Source organism: Xanthomonas indica (assembly GCF_040529045.1).
GTDB classification, from domain to species: Bacteria; Pseudomonadota; Gammaproteobacteria; order Xanthomonadales; family Xanthomonadaceae; genus Xanthomonas_A; species Xanthomonas_A indica.
This window is the reverse complement of sequence record NZ_CP131914.1, coordinates 1,559,355-1,578,543: the sequence shown is the minus strand read 5'-3', so window position 1 is coordinate 1,578,543 and position 19,189 is coordinate 1,559,355. Positions and strand designations below refer to the sequence as shown.

The window sequence follows — 19,189 nt, the reverse complement described above, 5'->3', positions numbered from 1 at the left end:
AGCCGCGCCTCGACCGGAACGATCGCGACCGGGGCAATGGCACGGCGCGCAGGCGCGGCAGCGGTCGAACGCACGAATCTTTCAGTCAGGTGCCAGGCGGTGCAGCGCTGTCTGGCCCGATCGCCTGCTTCAGGCCGCGCGCGGCCAGGCGTTCTCCTGCACCAGCCGCAGGCGTGGCGGCAGTTCGCGCAGCACGTCGCCGCGGTGCGAGAGCAGGCGCAGCGTGCCGTCGGCGTCCTCGGCGAGCGCGGTGAGGCTCTCCACCCAGTCGCCGTCGTTGGCGTAGACCAGGCCGTCGCGCTCGAACAGCCCGGCGCGGTGCACATGGCCGCAGATCACCCCGTCCAGGCCGCGGCGGCGCGCGTCGTCCAGGCCGGCGGCGACGAAGCGCTCGATGTAGCGCTCGGCCGCGCTGCTCTGCCGCTTCAGATAGTCGGCCAGCGACCAGTAGCGCATGCCCAGGCGGCGGCGCACGCGGTTGGTCAGCTGGTTGCCGGTGAGGATGCGGTAGTACAGCCAGTCGCCGAACTTCTCCTGCAGGCCGCCGAACTGGGTCACGCTGTCGTAGTCGTCGCCGTGCACCACCAGCAGGCGGCGTCCATCGGCGGTCGTGTGCACCGCGCGCCGGCGCACCTGCATCGCCGGCAGCGCCAGCCCGCAGAAGCGGCGGATCGGCCGGTCGTGGTTGCCGGGCACGTAGATCAGTTCGGTGCCGCCGCGGGCCAGCGCGTGCAGCGCATCGATCACGCGCTGGTGCGCCGCACTCCAGACCGCGCGGCGCTGCGCCATCCACCAGAAGTCGACGATGTCGCCGACCAGGTACAGCTGTTCGCAGCGCAAGCCGCCGAGGAAGTCGGCCAGTTCACGCGCATGGCAATGCGGCGCCCCCAGGTGCACGTCGGAAACGAACACCGCGCGGCGCGGCGCCAGGCTGTTGAGCGGACTCATGCCACCACCTCTGCTTCGTTGCGGGGTCGTTCGAGGTAGCGCGCGCGCTTCTTGCTGCGGATGCGCTGCAGGTCCAGTTCGATCAGGCCGTCGACGGCATCGTTGAACGCGGGATCCACGCCGAAGGCGAGGAAGCGCGCACCGCCGGGCTCGCACAGATCGGTGTACTGCTTGTAGAGCATCGGCACCGCCGCGCCCAGCGCGTCGAGATTGCCCTTGAGTACCTTGAAGGCGGTGTCGGCATCCAGTTCGTCGAACGCCGGCGGCGCTTCCGGATACGGGAACGGCCGCGCCGAGGCGGCTTCACCGCTGGCGTCGCCGTAGTAGCGCGCGTAGTAGGCCACGATCTGCTCGCGCGCTTCGTACGGCAGCGCGGCGCTGATCGACACCGCGCCGAACAGGTAGCGCACCTGCGGATGGTCTTGTAGATAGGCGCCGATGCCCTGCCACAGGTAGTCGATGCTGCGGCTGCCCCAGTAGTCCGGCACCACAAAGCTGCGGCCCAGTTCCATGCCCGCGGCGATGCGCGGCAGCATGCCCTCGCCGTAGCGGAACAGTTCGGCGGTGTAGAAACCGGCCAGACCGCGCTCGGCCAGCACCGGTGCGCCGCGGGCGACCCGGTAGGCGCCGACCACGCGCGTGGCGGCGCCTTCCCACAGCACGATGTGCTCGTACCAAGTGTCGTAGTCGTCCAGGTCCAGGCGCCGGCCGGTGCCCTCGCCGACCGCGCGGAAGGTCAGTTCGCGCAGGCGGCCGATCTCGCGCAGCAGCGCCGAACCGGCACGCAGCCGGCCGACACGGATCTGCTTGCCATCCAGGGTGTGGCCAAGGCTGCGCAGGCCGGCCACTTCCACCGCCAGCTGCGCCGGGTCCTCGGCGGCGACCAGCGCTTCCTCGTTCGGCGCGGCCTGCCCACCGCTGCGGCCCAGCGCATACAGCTCGCTGCGCAGGCGCCGCATCAGCTCGGCTTCGGGCAGGTCCTGCGGCAGCGCGCGGGCTCGGCCCAGGCTGAGCGCGATGCGGCGCTCGCGGCGGGCGAACATCTCGCGCGCCAGCAGCGCGGTCCCGGCCGGCTTGAACAGCGCCGAGGCGCCATAGAACAGCGCCGAGTTGCGCGCATGGATACGCACCGGCAGCACCGGCGCGGCGGTACGCAGGGCAAAGCGCAGGAAGCCGCGGCGCCAGCGCCCGTCGGCGACGCCGCCCCAACCCAGCCGCGAGACCTCGCCGGCCGGGAATACGATCACACATTGCTCCTGCGCCAGCGCCTGTTCGATCGCCCGCACACTGGCCGGCGACGGCGCGCCGCCGAGGATGCGCACCGGCAGCAGCAGATCGCGCAGCCCCTCCAGCGCCCACAGGAAATCGTTGGCGACGATCTTCACGTCGCGCCGCACCTGGCCCACGCAGTCCAGCAGCGCCAGCGCATCCAGCGCACCGGAGGGGTGGTTGGCGACGATCAGCAGGCGGCCACGCGCCGGGATGCAGTCGGCCGCGGTCGGTGCGACCACGTAGCGGGCCTGCAGGAAATCCAGTCCGGCCTGGACCAGGGCGAACCCGCGCAGGTCGCGGTTGGCCTCCAGGAACGCGTCCAGCGCGTCCAGTCCGGACCATTTCTGCAGACCGCGCAGCAATGGCCGGACCAGCCGCGAGCGGCGTCCGGCAAACCAGTGCGGGTAGCGGTCCTGAAGACGGCGTTCGAGTGCGAGCACGGCAAGCCCCCTTGCTGACTGCGCACAGCTTCGGCCGCGGCGGCGACACCGATCTTGCAATCTGGCTACGGCAAGGTGACGGCCGCACCGTGGCGCGCCAACCGGTTAACCTTGGGCAACGTCGACCCCGGGCATCATGCACGCCGCCCGGCGCCCGTGTATCATTCGCCTCCATCTTTTCATCCGAATACAAGGATATAGCCGCGATGTCCAGCTATCTCTTCACCTCCGAGTCGGTCTCCGAAGGCCACCCGGACAAGATCGCCGATCAGATCTCCGATGCGGTGCTCGACGCGATCCTGACCCAGGACAAGCGCGCGCGCGTGGCCTGCGAAACGCTGGTGAAGACCGGCGTGGCGATCGTCGCCGGCGAGATCACCACCAGCGCCTGGATCGATCTGGAAGCGCTGACCCGCAAGGTGATCCTGGACATCGGCTACAACAGCTCCGACGTCGGCTTCGACGGCGAGACCTGCGGCGTGCTCAACCTGATCGGCAAGCAGTCGCCGGACATCAACCAGGGCGTGGACCGCAAGAAGCCGGAAGAACAGGGCGCTGGCGACCAGGGCCTGATGTTCGGCTACGCCACCCGCGAGACCGACAGCTTCATGCCGGCCGCCATCCACCTGTCGCACCGCCTGGTCGAACAGCAGGCCAAGGTGCGCAAGAAGAAGAACTCGCCGCTGGCGTGGCTGCGCCCGGACGCCAAGAGCCAGGTCACCCTGCGCTACGAAGACGGCGTGGCGACCGCCATCGACGCGGTGGTGCTGTCCACCCAGCACGATCCGGACATCAAGCAGAAGCACCTGGTCGAAGCCGTGCGCGAGGAGATCCTCAAGCCGGTGCTGCCGGCCAAGTGGCTGCACAAGGGCACCAAGTTCCACATCAACCCGACCGGCAAGTTCGTGATCGGCGGGCCGGTGGGCGACTGCGGCCTGACCGGGCGCAAGATCATCGTCGACACCTACGGCGGCTGGGCGCGCCACGGCGGCGGCGCGTTCTCCGGCAAGGATCCGTCCAAGGTCGACCGCTCGGCCGCCTACGCCGCGCGCTACGTCGCCAAGAACGTGGTCGCCGCGGGCCTGGCCGACCGTTGCGAAGTGCAGGTCTCCTACGCCATCGGCGTGGCCGAGCCGACCTCGATCTCGGTCACCACCTTCGGCACCGGCAAGATCGCCGACGAGCAGATCGAGAAGCTGATCCGCAAGCATTTCGACCTGCGTCCGTTCGGCATCATCCAGATGCTCGACCTGATCCACCCGATGTACCAGCAGACCGCCTCGTACGGCCACTTCGGCCGCACCCCGAAGGCCTTCACCTACACCGACGGCACCGGCGCCCAGCACCAGGCCACCGCGTTCTCGTGGGAGAAGACCGACCGCGCCGAGGCGCTGCGCGCGGACGCCAAGCTGAAGTAAGCCGGCCTGCCGCGCTTGCGACGCAGAACGGGCCGCACTGCGGCCCGTTCTGCGTTTGGGGGATGGGATTTGGCTCTTGCTTGGGCTGATGGAGGCCGCGTCGATCGCATACCTGTCGCGGCAGTAGCTCGTCGTAGGAGCGGCTTCAGCCGCGACGGGCATTCCCGGGAAGCCTGTCGCGGCTGAAGCCGCTCCTACGACAAGCAAAGAGCGGCAGAGCAGAAGAGCGTCGAGCCGGCTCAGCCGCGCCGCTGCATCGCCCCCTGCAGCAACGACTGGAACTGCGGCAGCGGGCACAACCCGGTCGCGGCGTCGCGACACCCCGGAATCTGCAGCGTCTGCAGCAGCGGCGGATGGCGCAGGCTCAGCGGGGTCAGCGCGCGCAACTGGTCCAGCGACTGCGCCTGGTAGCGCACGCGCACATAGCGCTGACCATCGCGCGGATCGCGCACCTGCTCCACCACCAGTGCGCCGCCCGGGGGCGCGTCGTCGCGGCCGAAGCCGGGCAACTGGAAGTGCAGGTCGAGCAGGCCGCTGAGTGCGGCGATGTGGGTGTCGCTGGCGACCAACACGCTCAGCCGCGGCGCGTCGGCCGCGCCCAGGGTGTCCAGCAGGCGGTGCGCCAGTGGCGCGCCCGCACGCGCGGCCATGTACTGCGGACGCGCGTAGATCTCGAACAGCAAGGCATGCAGGCGCGACACCGCGGCGATCCGCGCCGGGGTCGCGCGGCCCCAGCCGACCTGGTCCAGCGGCATGCCCTCGGCGTATTGCAGGATGAACACCTCGGCCGTGCCCGAGGTCAGGTCCAGCGGCCCATGCAGGGCCAGGCTGCGCCCGTTCGTGCCAGGGGTCAGCGACGAGGGCATGTGCACGAAATCGCAGCGCTGCGCGCAGCCGAGGATCTGCTGCATGGTGCGCAATTCGCGCGCATACGGCGCCAGCACCGCGCCCGGGCCGCCGGTCTGGCGCTGGATCGAGGCCACCGCCGCGGCGGCATCGAAGTCCACCGCGCCGGCTTCCACCGGGCGGAACAGCGGATCGTCGCTGCCCTCGGCCTGGTGGCCGGCCTGCAGATGGCAGCCCGGCGCCAGCGTGTCGGCGAGCACCTGCGCGCTGACGATGGTGCGCTGGTCGGTGTTGGCATAAATGCTGACCGCGCCGTCGGCCGGGCAGCCCTGCGCCGGCAGCACGCCATCGCGCAGCAGCCATTGCCGGGTGTAGTCGCCGCTGCGTTCCACCGCAGTGCGGCCGTGTGCGGTGAGCAGGCTCGGCGGCGTGTCCCACACCGGCCAGGGTTGCGGCGCCAGCGCGGCGGCCGCGGCCTCGCCCGGCAGCGGCGCGCGCACGCCGTGACGGAACAGCATCCACACCTTTTCCACCTGCAGCGCGGGCGCGGCCTTGGGCGCCGGCCGCGCCTGCGCCCCCAGCGTCGCCACCACCAGCACGACCCACACCATCCAACGCAAGCTTGTCTTCATCGTCATCCCCAAAATGGAAGGTCTCACGGCGCCGTCGCGCCGCACGCGGCGGTGACGCGGTCGCAGCGCAGGCCCGTGCTGATGCCGAGCCAGTAGCCCAGCCGCTGCGGATCCGGCGCGCCGGCGTAGTAATCGGTGCTGATCCATTGCGCGCCAGCGTCCAACGCCGCCTGCGCGCGGCGGCGGTCGTGCGCGCGCGCCTCGCGGCCGTCGGCATCGGCGCGGGTGCGCACCACGAACCCCTGCGCGATCAGCGCGCGGATCCGCGGCGCCTCGGCCAGCGGATCCTCGATCGACAGCACCGCCGCCTCCGGTTGGTCCGACGCGTACCAGCCGAACATCATGCGACCGCGCAGCGATGGATGCGCCTGTCGATACAGCGCTTCGTGCCGCGGATTGCCGTCGAGCACGAACAGCAGGCGGCCGCGCGCCTGCGCCACGCGCGGCCAGGCATGCGCCAGCACCGCGTCGCGCAGGCTCGGCGCATCGCCGCGCACATCGTCGGGCACGATCAGGTGCGCGCGCCCGATCACCTCGGCGATGTCGCGGTCCAGCGCGTCCAGGGCGTTGGCGTCGAAAGCGGAACGGTGCGGCCACAGGCCCGGCACCGGATCGAAATCCACCGCATTGACCAGCACCACCAGCGGCGTGTGCCGCGGGTGCGCGCGCGACCAGGCGGCGAGGATCGCCAGGCAATCGCGGAAGCGCAGGCAGTGGCTGGCGTAGTCCAGGCCCGGCTGGTGCAGGACCTTGGCGCCCGGTGCGCGCATGCTCGCGCGGGTCGCCGCATCCGCGCGTGCATATGGCGCGGCATACAGGCCGCCGCGCGGATCGGCGGCCACGTCGAGTTCGAGTTGCCGCAGCCCCAGCGCGAGCTGGGCCTGCAGCGAAGGATGGCCATAGGCCAGTGCCGGCCATTCGGCCGCGTCGTGCGCCTGCAGGCGCCGCCGCACCTGTGCGGTCGGCACCGGTCGATAGCTGTTGTGCGAGCCGAGCAGTTGCACCTGGTCCAGGCGCAAGCCGTCGACCGGCCGCATGGTCGGCGCGTCCGCCGCACGGGCGGACGCCGGCAGGCCCGCCAGTATCAGGCAGGCGAGCAGGACCGCGAGGCAAACAACGCCCCACCCGCCGCGCGGCACAAGGCCGTGCGGCGGGTGACGACGTCCAGCGTGCGCAAGCGCCCGGTTCAGAACGTGTACTTCACGTTCAGCAGCGCGGTGCGGCCGGCATCGACGATGTCGGAGATCGCGGTGCTGTTGCGGCCCACGTGCGCCCAGTAGCTCAGGCGGTTGGTGAGGTTGGCCACCGACAGGTCGGCGCGCAGGTGCTCGTTGAAGGTGTAGCCGACGTGCAGGTCCACGCGGGTGATCGGCTTGACCCACAGGTCGTCCCAGGTCGCGCCGCGGTTGTAGTAGTCGTACACCGAGACGTATTCGCCGGAGTAGTGGTAGGCCAGGTTCACCGACAGCGGGCCCTTCTCGTAGAACACCTCGGCGTTGGCCATCAGGTCCGGGGCGTTCTGGATGCGCTCGTCGTGGAAGCCGTCCATGCCCAGGTCGACACGGGTGGTCTGGCGGGTGAGGTTGGCGCCGATGCCGAAGCCGTCCAGCGGCGCCGGCATGCCCTGCAGGGTCTGCCGCACCGCGGCCTCGACGCCGAGCACCTTGCCGTCGCCGCCGTTCTGCGGACGCACGTAGCGCACGTTGCCGGCGCCGGCGCTGCTGCCGGCGTTGGCCGGATCAGAGCCGCTCTCGTAGATGTAGTCGGTCAGGCGCTTGTAGTAGCCGGCCAGCATCGCGTGGCCGCCATGGCCGTTGTCCCACTCGCCGGACAGGTCCACGTTGAGCGACTTGATCGGCTTCAGGTCCGGGTTGCCCTCGGTGATGACCGTGGTGCCGTCGCTGGAGACGTCGTAGTTGGCGCCGCCGCCGAGCTGCACCAGCGCCGGCCGGGTGTAGCTGGTCCACACCGAGGCGCGGTACACCGCGTTGCCGTCGCCCGGGCGGTAGTTCAGGAACACGCTCGGCAGCGGCACGTCGTAGCTGGTGCGGTTGCTGCTGAAGAAGCCGGGCAGCTCGTTGCCGTTGGCGTCTTCGGGCATGGTCCAGAAGGTGTTGCGGATGCGCGTGTGCTCGAAGCGCACGCCCGGGATCACTTCCAGGTCGCCGGTGCGGAAGGTGGCCATCGCATACGCCGAGGTCACCGCCTCGTCGCCGCGCATGGTCGCGCAGTTCTGGTTGTTGATCGCCAGGCTGCCGCAGGTGTCGAAGCTGGCCGCGGTCAGGTGCTGGGCGATCATCGCCTTCAGCCCGCCGTTGCTGAGCTTGACCGTCGGCCATGCGTACTTGCCCGGGTACACCGCATCGTACTGCCCGACCACCAGGCCGGTATCGCGCAGCAGGGTGCCGTCGGTGAACTTGCTGTTGGTCCAGTCGCGCGAGGTGAAGTCGCGGGAACTGTCGACGTACTTCACGCCGAACTGGACGTTGCTCAGCGCGCCCTGGTCGAAGTCGTATCGCACGTCGAACTTGGCGCCGCCCTTGGTCTGGCCGCTGTAGGACTTGGTCAACTGGCCGTAGCGGCGCGCATACAGGCTGCCGATGTCGCTGGCCTGGGCCTGGATCGCCGGGGTCAGCAGCGGCTTGGGGAAGCCGTCGCTGTCGTAGCCGGAGAAGGTGCTGGCGCCGCCGTACGGAAACTGGGTGGACGCGTACTGATCTACCCGCGCGGAGATTTCCACGTGGTCCGGGCGATCGTTGTCGCCGTAGCTGTAGAACAGGTTCGGCGACAGCGTCCAGTTGCCCAGCTGCTTGTCGGCGCCGAACTGGAAGGTGGCCAGGTCCGCCACTTCCGGGTTGGTCTCGTACCAGTAGCGCACCGCCACGCGGTTGATCTGCGGCTGGTACACGCCGGTGGTGCCGATCTGCGCCAGGCTGACGTTGGCCGGCACCAGCTGGGTGTAGCCGGTGTTCTGCTCGGTCTTGGCGTAGGCATAGGTGGCGCGCGCGTACAGCTGCAGGCTCGGGTCGACGTGCCAGTCGAAGGACACGTTGCCGCCGTAGCGCTTGGTATCGCCCGCGGAGTAGCCGATGTTGGCGCCGGTGGCCATCAGCAGGTCCTGCGGATCGTAGCCGGGCGCCGGCTGGCCGCTGGCGGTGGTGCGCGAGAAGTACTTCTTGCCCCAGTCGCCGCGCGAGGCCGCGGCATTGGCCACTTCGCTGTTCACGTAGTGGCGCTCGTCGTAGTACGCGCTGGTGTACACGCCGAACTGGTTGTCGGCGCCGAACTTGGCGTGGAACTCGCCGGCCGCGCCCTTGCCCAGGCCGTCGTCGCCGTAATCGCGCGCACGGCTTTCCATGCGCCCGCTGGCGGTGACGCTGCCGCCCATCGCTTCGCTGTAGTCGAAGCCGCTGGGGGTGCGGTAGTCGATGGTGCCGCCGATCGCGTCGCCGTCCATCGACGCGGTGGAGGTCTTGTTCAACACGATGGTCTGCAGGCCCGACGGCGGCAGCAGGCTCAGCTGCACGCTGCGGCTGTAGGGCAGGCCCTGGGCGACGTTGACGCCGTTGATCAGGTTGACGTTGTACTCGGCGTTGAGGCCGCGCACCGAGGCGAACATGCCCTCGCCGCGCGCGGCGCCGTCGACGCCGCCGAAGTACGACTGCCCGGTGTTGACCACGTTGACGCCCGGCAGCAGGCCCAGCGCCTCGGCGATGTTGTGCACGGCGGTGTACTTCAGGTCCTCGGCCGACAGCACGTTGGCCGTGTTGGTCGCCGCCATCTGCATGTCCGCGGCGTTGTAGCGGGTGACGGCGACGGTGATCTTGTCCAGGGTCTTGGCGCTGGCGTCGGACGCGGTGTTCTGCGTCTCCTGCGCATCCTGCGCCTGGGCCAAGGCCATCGGCGCGACACCAAGCAACGCTGCGGCGATCGCCCGTGACAGGCGTTTGGGAAGATGGATCGAGTGCGACATGAAAAATCCGAACGTAGGCGCGGCCAACGGAAACGTGCCGCAGGCCGGACATGGAGGAGGGAGAGAGGCCGTGATCGTGATCACGGCGGCGCGCATTGTTCGGGTTGGCGGCTGCAATTTCGTGACAACGATGTCATCCGAAACCATCGACCGAGGATTCGACACGTTTGCTGCGTAATTCGGCACAACCACAGCGACGCACGCACGCGGCGATGCGCGCCTGGCGCGGCGGAAGACGATGCGTTGGGTGCGTCGACGCGATGCGCAGCGAGGCGATCGCCCGCGCTGCGTGCCGGATCCTCCCGCTAGGCACGGCGCGTCACGGCTCAGGCGCGCAGCCGCCCGTCGCGGGCGGGTCAGTGCGAGGGCGCGGCGGCGTCGACCTGCAACTGCGCGTGCAGGATGCGGCGGATCTCCAGGATCGCCTGCGGCGTCTCCTGCACGCTGTGGCCTGAGGTGACCACCAACTCGGAGGCCGCGCCGGGCAGATGCGCGCTGCGGTACGGCACCAGTCCGTCGTCGGAGTCGGCCAGCGGCACCGCCGGATCGCGGCGGGCGATGATGGTGTGGTAGCGCACGCCCGTCGAGATCGGCAGATCCGCCACCGCGCGCACGAACGGATCGGTGTCGCGCAGGTTGTCGATGCTGTTGGGCACGCGGATCGGCATGCCATCGGGGCCGTCGATGCCCTGCAGCACGGTATTGAGGCGGTCGAGCAGCGCCACCGGCAGGCGCACCAGGCGCGCGGCCAGGCGCCCGAGGCGGCCTTCGGCGAAGGACGTACCGCGCTGCGGCGCGGCGATGAAGATCGCCCGGTCCACGTGCGGCAGCGGCACGAAGCGCAGCAGCGGCTGCAACTGCGCCAGCGCCTGCGGATCCAGCGGGCGCCGGTCGGCGCGCGTGCCGATCAGGTCGTTCCACAGCGTGTCGCCGGAGTCGCTGACCAGCAATCGCCCGATCACCCCGCCCATGCTGTGGCCGATCAGCACCATGTGCTGCGAGGCCGGCGCCTGCCCCTGTGGATCGAAATGGTGCAGGGTCTGCCGCAACAGCGCATCGATCTGCGCGCGGTTCCAGGCGATCGGCATGTTGGTCGGGTAGTAGACCTGCCAGATCTGGTAGTGACGGCGCAGTTGCTCGTCGCCCATCAGTTCGTTGGCGACGTTGACCCAGGCCTCGGGACTGCTGGCCAGCCCGTGGAGCATCAGGATGATGCGCCGGTCCGGATCGTAAGGCTGCATCAGGTACAGGTGCGGCTGGTCCAGCCCGTGCTGGCGCCCGAGCATCGAACGCAGGGATTGCCGAGCGAACCCGGCACGGGCCAGCCACAGGCCGTAGGCCGCGGTGAAGTTGGCCGCCAACGGCAGGCGCTGGCCATGCACCTCGACCTCGCCGTCGCGGTACGGGTCGTAGGGCGCCACCACCACGCTGCGGGTGTCCAGCACCTGCGCCAGGCTGTCGCCGTCGAAGCGCAGCAGTACCGTGGTCGGCGCATACGGCATCTCGCTGAAGCCGCTGGCGTGCGCAAGGGCCGCCGCGGACGCGGTCGGGTCGCCGACCTTGGACGGGGCGATCTCCGCGACCAGCTCGGCGCCGAAGCCGTCGCGCCGGTAGGTGCTACGCAGGCCATCGAAGCGCAACGTCGACGCCGGCAGCATCGCGTCCGGCCGCGCCACGCCGCCCGGCAGGCGGAAGCTGCCCATGTCCGCCCGCACCTGCCAACCGGCCGCGCGCAGGGTGTCGTCGTCGTGCAGTTCGCCGCTGGCGCTGCCGGCCCGCCAGCGCAGGAACAGCTCGCCCACCACCTGCTGCACCGCGTAGTTGTAGTAGTCGCGCACCTGGGTCTGCCGGTCCTCGAAGGCGCGCGCGCTGGCCGGCCGCTGGGTGTAGAACAGATACGCGTAGGCGTAGCGTGCCGCTTCCAGCCAGGCCTGCAGCGCCGCATCGTCCTGCGCCTGGCCCTGGCGCGAGGTACGCGCGTTGGCCGCATGCACCCACAGCTCCGACAGCGTCGCCAGCCGCCGCTCCTGGTCCAGCCCCTGCAATGCGCGCAGCTGCGTGACGCAGGCCGGGATGTCCGCCTCGCAGGTCTTGGGATCGAGCGCGAGCACGCGCAGCGTCTCCAGGCTGGCGTCGCTGAGCCTGCCGGTGCTGAGCACGTCGCCGCGCTGGGTGGCGATGTAGTCGGCGGCGCTGCGCGACTGCACGCTGACCATTGCGCAGCCGGCACCGAGCAGCAGCGCGGCAGCCAGCAGCGCGGCGCCCGCACACCGCGCAAGACGTGCGCGCAGGGTCATGGCGTGACCGTGGGATCGTCGCCGGGAATGCCGGCGCGGATGCGCGTGGAGAAGTCGGCGCCAGCGCCGGCCGCGCGTGCGCGCTCGCCGATGCGGCCGCGCGCGCGCAGCGTGGCCAGGCTGTAGCCTGGCACGAAGCCGTGTTGCGCGTAGACGTAGGACGGCAGGTAGCCGGACAGCAGCAGGCGATAGTCCAGCGGCAGCGCAGGATCGAGCTTGCGCGCCAGTTCGAACACGATGGTGGTGCAGTTGCTGGTGGCGGTGTTGTAGAAGCGCGGCGTGCGCTGCAGTTGCTGCGCCTGTGCCACGTAGCCGAGGAACAGCTGGCGCAGTTGTGCGCGCGAGAGATTGAGCCGGTACAGGTACACGTCCTCGCCGCGCACGTTGCTGCGCACCGCCAGGATGTCGCGCTCGTCGGCGGCCACCATCACCTGTTCGAAATTGCGGAAGAACCCGGCCAGCGCCGAAAACGCTTCGCCGCGCTCCTTGCGGATCTCCAGCGAGAACACCACCCGGCGGCCGTCGTCGAAGCCGAACGAGACCAGGGTGTGGGCGATCGCCGGCCCCATCCAGTACGACAGCGCCAGGTCCGCCGAGGCGAGTTGCTCCAGGTCGTAGCGCCGGGTCTCCCAGCGCGGGGTGTAGTCGTGGTCGCTGCGCCAGGCGAAGTTGCGCACGTTGTGCAAGGTCACCACCTGCCCGTCCACCTGCGGCTGCAGCAACTGCGCGACATCGTCGGCCCACTCGCGGTTCTGCTGCGGCTGCAGCGTCGACCAGCCCACCACCATGCCCGCACAGCCGAGCGCGAACAGCAGCGGCAGCACGCGGTACTCGCGCGGATGGCGAAGGCCCCACAGCGCCGCGGCGCCCAGCGCGGCCCACAGCAGTGCCGAGCCGTAGCGCACCACGGCACCGGTATGCGGCAGATAGGCCAGAAACAACGCGCCCCACAGGCTGGCGACCAGCACCGCCAGCATCGCCACGACGCGCGCCAGCCGCCACGACCAGGCGCGTCGGCGCGCGGCGCTGTCGGCGCTCACAAGTCCGCCGCCGCCGCGGGCGTGGCCAGGGCGTGGCACAGCAGGCGGCAACCGCGTTGCGCCAGCGCCTTGCGTTCGGCCTCGTCGCTGCCGCGCTGGCAGGCGCCAAGCATGTCCATCGCCAGGGCCAGGTCCTGCTCGCCCAGGTCCGCGCGGCACAGGCCGGCGCCGATCGCACGCTGCAGGAACGGCAGCAGGATCGCCATCGCCCGCGTATGCGCCGCAGCGATCATCGGATGCTCGCGCGGCATCGACCGCCAATAGTCGGCCAGCGGCGCCGACATCGCGATGTGTTCGGCGACGTCGTACATCAGCAGGAACAGCCCGTCCGGCCGCGCACCGATCTCGCGCGCGCAGCCCTCCAGGCCGTCCAGGCCACGATCCAGCAGCGCCGCGATCAGTGCGGTGCGGTCGGCGAAATGGCGGTACAGGGTCGCGCGGCCCAGTCCGGCGCGCTCGACCACCAGTTCCAGCGGCGCCAGCACGCCGTGCTCGCAGAACACCTCGTCGGCGGCGTCCAGCAACAGGCGGCGGCGGTGGGCGGTATCGGCTCGCATCTCCATGCGCGGCATTATCGGACGATTTTGTCCGCTTGCAAGCGAATGGCGACGGGCGGCCGCCGGCAGCGGCCGGCGGCGCCTTGATGCACCAGCCTCAGCCGGTGTTCTGCACGCCCTGGGCGACGCCGTTGACGCAGGCCACCAGCGCCCGCAGCAGGTCCTCGTCCTCGCCCTCGGTGGCGCGCCAGCGCTGCAGCAGATCCACCTGCAGCACGCTGATCGGGTCGATGTAGGGGTTGCGCAGGCGGATCGATAGCGCCAGGCGCGGATCGTGCTGCAGCAGCGAGGCCTGCCCGGTCAATGCCTTCACCCAGCCCTTGGTCAGCGCCAGTTCGTCGCGGATGCGCGGGAAGAAGCGCGCGTGCAGCGGCCCGGACAGGCGCGAGAACATCTCGGCGATGTTGAGGTCGCCCTTGGACAGGACCATGGCGATGTCGTCGAGGAAGGTGCGGAAGAACGGCCAGTCGGCGGCCATCGCGCGCAGCGCGTCCTCGTGGCCGGCGTCCACCGCCGCCTGCAGGCCGCTGCCCACGCCGTACCAGCCCGGGATCACCGCGCGCGCCTGGCTCCAGGCGAACACCCAGGGGATCGCACGCAGGTTGGATAGCGCCGCATCCTGGCCGAGACGGCGCGACGGCCGCGAGCCCAGGGTCATGCGCTCGATCACGTCGATCGGCGTGGCCAGGCGGAAATAGCGCATGAACTCGGCATCGCCGACGAAGCTGCGGTACGCCTGGCTGCTGTGTTCGGCGACCAGGTCCATCACCGGCCGCCAGCCGGCCTCGCGCGCGTCGGCCGCACGCGGGCGCAGGCTCGACAGCAGCACCGCGCCGGTCATCTGTTCCAGCGAGCGCAGCGCCAGCGCGCGGATGCCGTACTTGCGATGGATCACCTCGCCCTGCTCGGTCACGCGCAGGCGCCCGTCGACGCTGCCGCGCGGCGCAGCCTCCAGCGCACGCGTGGTCTTGCCGCCGCCGCGCACGATCGAGCCGCCACGGCCATGGAAGAAGGTCAGGCGGATGCCCAGTTCGGCCGCCGCCTCCAGCAGTTCCACCTGCGCGCGCTGCAGGCCCCAGCGCGAGGCGGCGATGCCGCCGTCCTTGCCGCTGTCCGAATAGCCGAGCATCACCATCTGCACGTCGTCGCGCGCGGCCAGGTGGCGGCGGTAGACCGGGTCGGCCAGCAGGTCGCGCAGGGTCGCGGTGCCGCCGCGCAGATCGGCCACGGTCTCGAACAACGGCACGATGTCCAGCGGCACCGCGCCGTCGGCATCGACCAGGCCTCCGCGGCGCGCCAGCGCCAGCACGGTCAGCACGTCGGCACGGTCGTGCGCCATCGAGATGATGTAGCTGCCCAGCGCGTCGGCGCCGTGCCGTGCGCGCGCATCGGCGAGCGCGGCGAACACCGCGTCCAGCCGCGCATTGCCGTCGTCGTCGGCCGCCGGCAGGGTCTGCTCGCCGCCGGCATAGGAGCCGAGCAGGTGCGCCCGCTCCTGCACCGACCGCGCGTCCCAGTCATGCGTGTCCAGCGCGGCGGCGACCGCGCGCGCATGCACGCTGGACTCCTGGCGCACGTCCAGCCGCGCCAGGTGGAACCCAAAGCTGCGTACCCGCCACAGCAGGCGCCGCACCGCGAACCAGCCGGCGTGCAGGCCCTTGTTGGCCTGCAGGCTGTCCAGGATCAACTGCAGGTCGCTTTCCAGTTCCGCCGGCGCGGCATAGGCGCCGGGCGCATCGTCCAGGGTCGCCTGCAGCCGCGCGCGCATCAGGTCGTTGAGCAGGCGGTAGGGCATGTCGCCATGGCGCGGGCGCGAGCGCGCCGCGGCCTCCGGCAACAGTTGCCGGTAACGCGCCAGTTGCTCCAGCAGCGGCGCGCTGACCGCGACCAGGGTGGTCGACTGGCTGAGTAGGCTGGCCAGCTGCCACAGCTCCTTCAGATAGCGCTCCAGCACCGCGCGCCGCTGCGCGTCGAGCGTGGCGGTGATGGTGGCGGCATCGACGTTGGGGTTGCCGTCCATGTCGCCACCGACCCAGGTGCCGAAGCGCAGCAGCCGCGGCAGGGGCAGCGCCTGGCCGTAGGTCTGCTCGATGGCGTGCTCCAGGGTCTCATACATCACCGGGATCACCCGATACAGCACCTGGGTCAGGTAGAAACCGACATGCTCGCGCTCGTCCTCCACGGTGGGCCGCACCGGCGAGGAATCGGCGGTCTGCCACGAGGCGGTCAGCGCCATGCGGAACCGCGCCGCGTCGGTCGCGCGCTCGCCCGGGGTGCGCAGGCCGTCGAGGTTGTCGACCAGGCTGGCCACCATCAACTGTTCCTTCTCCAGCAGCGCACGCCGCACCGCCTCGGTCGGGTGTGCGGTGAACACCGGCTCGACGTCGATGCGCGGCAGCCAGTCGCGCAGTTCCTCGATGCCGACGCCCTGCGCCTTGAGCCGGCGCAAGGCGTCGAGCAGGCCGTCCGGCTGCGGCGTGTCGGCGCTGCTGCGCTGGTAGTCGCGCCGGCGGCGGATGCGGTGCACGCGCTCGGCGATGTTGACCACCTGGAAATAGGTGCTGAAGGCGCGCACCAGCGCTTCGGCGTCGCGCGGTGCACGCCCGGCGAGTTGCTCGCTCAGCGAGGACAGCGGCGCGGCACGTTCGCGGCGCGCGATCGCGGTGGTGCGGATGCGTTCGATTTCGTCGAGAAACTGCGCAGACACCTGTTCGGCGAGCAGGTCGCCCACCAGGGCGCCGAGCCGGCGCACGTCGTCGCGTAAGGGAAGGTCGGGCGTGGCGAAGACGATGCTGCTGCGGGACTCGTTCATCGGGAAACGCATGGCTCGGCAGTGGGGGCGTCGCAAGCCTAACCGAAAAGGGAGCGCGTTCCCGTCGGCCATGGCGACGGTTTCAAAGCGAACCATTTGCCTTGCACGCCAGTCCCTGCTGCGCCCCGGCCGCGCGAATGCGCAGCCGGGGCGCAGGCACGGCTCAGGGCGACGCGGCGCCGGCCGCAGTCGTGCCCGGACTCGGCGTGGACTTGGGCGTGGGCGCCGGTCCCAGATAGGTGCGCAGCCAGCGCTCGCTCTCGGCCAGCATCTGCAGCACCGACTCGCGCGCACGGTAGGCATGCGCCTCGTTGGGCAGCATCACCAGCCGGGCGGTGCCGCCATTGCCCTTGATCGCCGCGTACATGCGCTCGCTCTGGATCGGGAAGGTGCCGGAGTTGTTGTCCTCGGCGCCGTGGATCAGCAGCAGCGGATCCTTGATCCGGTCGGCGTAGTTGAACGGCGACATCGCCTGGTACACCGGCTGCGCCTGCCAGTAGGTGCGCTCCTCGGACTGGAAGCCGAACGGGGTCAGCGAGCGGTTGTAGGCGCCGCTGCGGGCGATGCCGGCCTTGAACAGGCGGGTGTGCGCGAGCAGGTTGGCGGTCATGAAGGCGCCATACGAATGCCCGCCGATGGCGATGCGATCGCGATCGGCGACGCCGCGCCGCACCACCTCGTCCACCGCCGCCTGCGCATCGGCGACCAGTTGCTCGACGTAGGTGTCGTTGGGTTCGCGCGTGCCCTCGCCGACGATCGGCATCGACGGATCGTTGAGCACCGCATAGCCCAAGGCCAGGAACGCCTGCGGGCCCCAGTAACCGATCGCATTGAAACGGTACGGCGAATCGGTGACCTGGCTGGCGGCGTCGGCGGATTTGAACTCGCCCGGGTAGGCCCACATCAGCATCGGCAGCGGGCCGTCGCGCTTGGCGTCGTAGCCCGGCGGCAGCAGCAGGGTCGCGGTCAGTTCCACGCCGTCCTTGCGCCGGTAGCGGATCTGCTCCTTGTGCACGTCGCGCAACTGCGGCGTGGGATGGGTGAAGCGGGTCAGCGCCACCGGCGCCGCGTCCGCACCGTCGAGCCGATAGAAATTGCGCGGCTCCTGCGGCGTCTCGCGGGTGATCAGCAGGCGTTGGCCGCTGTCGTCGAGCAGCGCCTGTGGCACCGCGTAGTACGGTGCCTGCGACTGGAACAGGCGGGTGCTTTGCCGCGTGTCCAGATCGTAGCGATCCAGGAACGGCCGATCGCCCTGCGGCGAGGCGCCCTCGCCGCGCAGGAACAGGCTGTGGCCGTCGGCGGCGATCAGCAGGCGCGGGTTGCCGGCGGCATCGCGCACCGTCACCGGCGTCCCCGGATCGGCATAGCGGTCTTCCTGCGAACGCTGCACCAGCAGCTGCGGCGCCTGGGCGGGATGGTCCGGGGCCACGCGCCACTGCCTGGTCTGGCGCGTCTTCCACCAGAACTCGTCGATCAGGGCGAGATCGCCGCGGCCCCAGACAATGCCGGCAAAACGCGACTGCAGGCGCGCCAGCGTCACCGGCGGCGCGGTGAACGGCGCCGCCTGCATCAGCACCGCGTCGCGCACGGCCGCGTCGCGCGCCGGGTCGCCGCCGTCCTGGGCCTCGGCCCAGACCAGGGTGGCCGGCGCGTCGCTGCGCCAGTCGATGTCGCGCACGCCGGTGCGCACCGCATCGTTGCCGGTCGGCAGGCCTTCCACCAGCGGCAGCTGCGCCACCGTGTGCACCGGCTTGCCGGCGCGGTCGAGCACCTCGATGGTGCGCGGGAAGCCGCTGGCCGGCACCAGGTAGGAGAACGGCCGCTGCAGGCGCTGCGCCAGCAGATAACGGCCGTCCGGCGACGGCGCCAGCGACAGGTACAGGTTGGGGCTGGCGATGCGCTGCACCTGCCCGTCGACGTCGACCAGCGCCGGCTGCGCGCGTAGCTGGTCATCGAACTGGCGCGCATCGGCCTCGTTCTTCAGCAGGTCCTGGTAGGTGCGCAAGGCGGTGGCGCCGCCACCGGCGGTCTGTTGCACCGCCGGCCCGGTCGGCACCGCGTCGGCGGGCGGCGCCGCGCCCTGCTCCTGCGGCTGCAGCAGCACCAGCAACTGGCGGCTGTCCGGCATCCACGCATAGCCCTCGCCGGATACCGTATTGAGCCGCTCGGCGACGCGCCGTGCACGCTGCGCGGCGATGTCCACCACCCACAGCTCGTTGGCGCCGCTGCGCGCGTCGACGCGGTTGAAGGCCAGATGCCGCTGGTCCGGTGCCCAGGCCATGCCGGCGATCGACAGCGGCGACGGCAGGCCCTCGATCTGCAGCTCGCTGCCGTCGGCGATGCGCAGCAGCCACAGCTTGTCGCCGAAGGCGAAACGGCTCTGCGAGCGAGTACGCGGATGGATGCGCAGCCCGGCGAGCTTGAGTTCCGGCTGCGCGACCTGGGCGATGCCGGGCAGCGCGGGCAACTGCAGCATCGCCGCCAGATCGCGCCGCGGGCTCAGCGCCAGCTGCGGCGGCCGCGGCGCATCGACGATGGCCTGCAGCGGCGCCGACGGCAGTTGATAGCCGCTGTCGGCCGGATCGGCGCTCACGGCAGCCGCCGCAGGTACCGAGGCCGCGTTGGCGGCGGCGCTGCCGGCCGCGGCCAGGGCCGCGCACAGCAGGCTGAAGACCGGCCTGGCGACGCGGCGGCGCCCGCGCACTGTGATCTGGTTCATCTCTCCCCTCTCCTCGCATCGATCGAACCACCGACGGTAGCAGGGCCGGCGCCGGCCGCCCCCTGTCGATGGTTGGGCCTGATCGCGTGTTCAAGCGCCACACGCGGCAGCCGCTATAATCGGTTACCCCTTGCGCCGAGGGGCGCTGCGACCGGATCGAGACCGAATTTCCCGTCTCCAGACCCGGCCAGGCTCGGCGCGAGGCTTGAGCGACAACGGCGCCCGGACTTCGCGA

The 19,189-nt window shown here is 70.8% G+C and carries 12 protein-coding genes and 1 riboswitch; of the genes, 2 read left to right on the top strand and 10 right to left on the bottom strand.

Translation table 11 applies throughout. From position 1 onward, the window contains the following. Positions 1–129: 129 nt before the first annotated feature. The gene (locus Q7W82_RS06710) at positions 130–948 is read right to left on the bottom strand and encodes a UDP-2,3-diacylglucosamine diphosphatase (RefSeq protein ID WP_242160696.1); all 819 of its coding nucleotides are present in this window, start codon (positions 946–948) and stop codon (positions 130–132) included. Next, positions 945–2,660: a GNAT family N-acyltransferase gene (locus Q7W82_RS06705; protein ID WP_242160695.1), complete on the bottom strand. Its 1,716-nt coding sequence runs from the start codon at positions 2,658–2,660 to the stop codon at positions 945–947. Before Q7W82_RS06705 ends, Q7W82_RS06710 begins: the two co-directional genes overlap by 4 nt. Positions 2,661–2,866: 206 nt before the next feature. Here Q7W82_RS06705 and metK point away from each other — a divergent pair, with 206 nt between their 5' ends. Continuing rightward, entirely contained in the window at positions 2,867–4,078 is a 1,212-nt protein-coding gene (gene metK, locus Q7W82_RS06700; protein ID WP_242160694.1) for a methionine adenosyltransferase, read from the top strand. Positions 4,079–4,317: 239 nt separating this feature from the next. Here the strand turns inward: metK and Q7W82_RS06695 are convergent, their stop codons facing one another. The 3 genes from Q7W82_RS06695 to Q7W82_RS06685 all read right to left on the bottom strand — a co-directional run bounded on the left by Q7W82_RS06695 (position 4,318) and on the right by Q7W82_RS06685 (position 9,529). Further along, entirely contained in the window at positions 4,318–5,535 is a 1,218-nt protein-coding gene (locus Q7W82_RS06695; protein ID WP_242160740.1) for a histidine-type phosphatase, read from the bottom strand. A 44-nt stretch (positions 5,536–5,579) separates the two neighbouring features. Next, positions 5,580–6,593 carry a Ca2+-dependent phosphoinositide-specific phospholipase C gene (locus Q7W82_RS06690; protein WP_242160693.1) on the bottom strand — a complete coding sequence of 338 codons (1,014 nt, stop codon included), beginning with the start codon at positions 6,591–6,593 and terminating at the stop codon, positions 5,580–5,582. A 149-nt stretch (positions 6,594–6,742) separates the two neighbouring features. Beyond that, positions 6,743–9,529, bottom strand: a complete 2,787-nt coding sequence (locus tag Q7W82_RS06685) for a TonB-dependent receptor (protein ID WP_242160692.1) — start codon at positions 9,527–9,529, stop codon at positions 6,743–6,745. Here Q7W82_RS06685 and Q7W82_RS06680 point away from each other — a divergent pair. Next, positions 9,528–9,707, top strand: a complete 180-nt coding sequence (locus tag Q7W82_RS06680; protein WP_242160691.1) for a hypothetical protein — start codon at positions 9,528–9,530, stop codon at positions 9,705–9,707. The two genes, Q7W82_RS06685 and Q7W82_RS06680, sit on opposite strands and share 2 nt — an antisense overlap. A gap of 178 nt (positions 9,708–9,885) precedes the next feature. On the opposite strand, the gene Q7W82_RS06675 is transcribed toward Q7W82_RS06680, so the two are convergent. From Q7W82_RS06675 to Q7W82_RS06655, 5 genes are all read right to left on the bottom strand, one after another. Next, the gene (locus Q7W82_RS06675; protein WP_242160739.1) at positions 9,886–11,820 is read right to left on the bottom strand and encodes an alpha/beta fold hydrolase; all 1,935 of its coding nucleotides are present in this window, start codon (positions 11,818–11,820) and stop codon (positions 9,886–9,888) included. Between the two features lie 2 nt (positions 11,821–11,822). Further along, complete coding sequence (locus Q7W82_RS06670; RefSeq protein ID WP_242160738.1) at positions 11,823–12,803, bottom strand: DUF4105 domain-containing protein; 981 nt, start codon at positions 12,801–12,803, stop codon at positions 11,823–11,825. A gap of 59 nt (positions 12,804–12,862) precedes the next feature. Further along, positions 12,863–13,438, bottom strand: a complete 576-nt coding sequence (locus Q7W82_RS06665; protein ID WP_242160690.1) for a TetR/AcrR family transcriptional regulator — start codon at positions 13,436–13,438, stop codon at positions 12,863–12,865. A gap of 82 nt (positions 13,439–13,520) precedes the next feature. Further along, complete coding sequence (ppc, locus tag Q7W82_RS06660; protein WP_242160689.1) at positions 13,521–16,235, bottom strand: phosphoenolpyruvate carboxylase; 2,715 nt, start codon at positions 16,233–16,235, stop codon at positions 13,521–13,523. A gap of 163 nt (positions 16,236–16,398) precedes the next feature. Further along, entirely contained in the window at positions 16,399–18,954 is a 2,556-nt protein-coding gene (locus Q7W82_RS06655; protein WP_242160688.1) for a prolyl oligopeptidase family serine peptidase, read from the bottom strand. 131 nt (positions 18,955–19,085) lie between these two features. Then, a riboswitch (S-adenosyl-L-homocysteine riboswitch) is annotated at positions 19,086–19,185 on the top strand. The last annotated feature ends 4 nt before the right edge of the window (positions 19,186–19,189 follow it).

Bases quoted from the DNA above. Each gene is read 5' to 3' on its own strand.
- Q7W82_RS06680 (WP_242160691.1), top strand. From the start codon at position 9,528: ATGAAAAATCCGAACGTAGGCGCGGCCAACGGAAACGTGCCGCAGGCC.
- Q7W82_RS06655 (WP_242160688.1), bottom strand. From the start codon at position 18,954: ATGAACCAGATCACAGTGCGCGGGCGCCGCCGCGTCGCCAGGCCGGTC.
- Q7W82_RS06665 (WP_242160690.1), bottom strand. From the start codon at position 13,438: ATGCCGCGCATGGAGATGCGAGCCGATACCGCCCACCGCCGCCGCCTG.
- Q7W82_RS06670 (WP_242160738.1), bottom strand. From the start codon at position 12,803: ATGCTGGCGGTGCTGGTCGCCAGCCTGTGGGGCGCGTTGTTTCTGGCC.
- Q7W82_RS06690 (WP_242160693.1), bottom strand. From the start codon at position 6,593: ATGCGGCCGGTCGACGGCTTGCGCCTGGACCAGGTGCAACTGCTCGGC.
- ppc (WP_242160689.1), bottom strand. From the start codon at position 16,235: ATGAACGAGTCCCGCAGCAGCATCGTCTTCGCCACGCCCGACCTTCCC.
- Q7W82_RS06685 (WP_242160692.1), bottom strand. From the start codon at position 9,529: ATGTCGCACTCGATCCATCTTCCCAAACGCCTGTCACGGGCGATCGCC.
- metK (WP_242160694.1), top strand. From the start codon at position 2,867: ATGTCCAGCTATCTCTTCACCTCCGAGTCGGTCTCCGAAGGCCACCCG.
- Q7W82_RS06695 (WP_242160740.1), bottom strand. From the start codon at position 5,535: ATGGTGTGGGTCGTGCTGGTGGTGGCGACGCTGGGGGCGCAGGCGCGG.
- Q7W82_RS06710 (WP_242160696.1), bottom strand. From the start codon at position 948: ATGAGTCCGCTCAACAGCCTGGCGCCGCGCCGCGCGGTGTTCGTTTCC.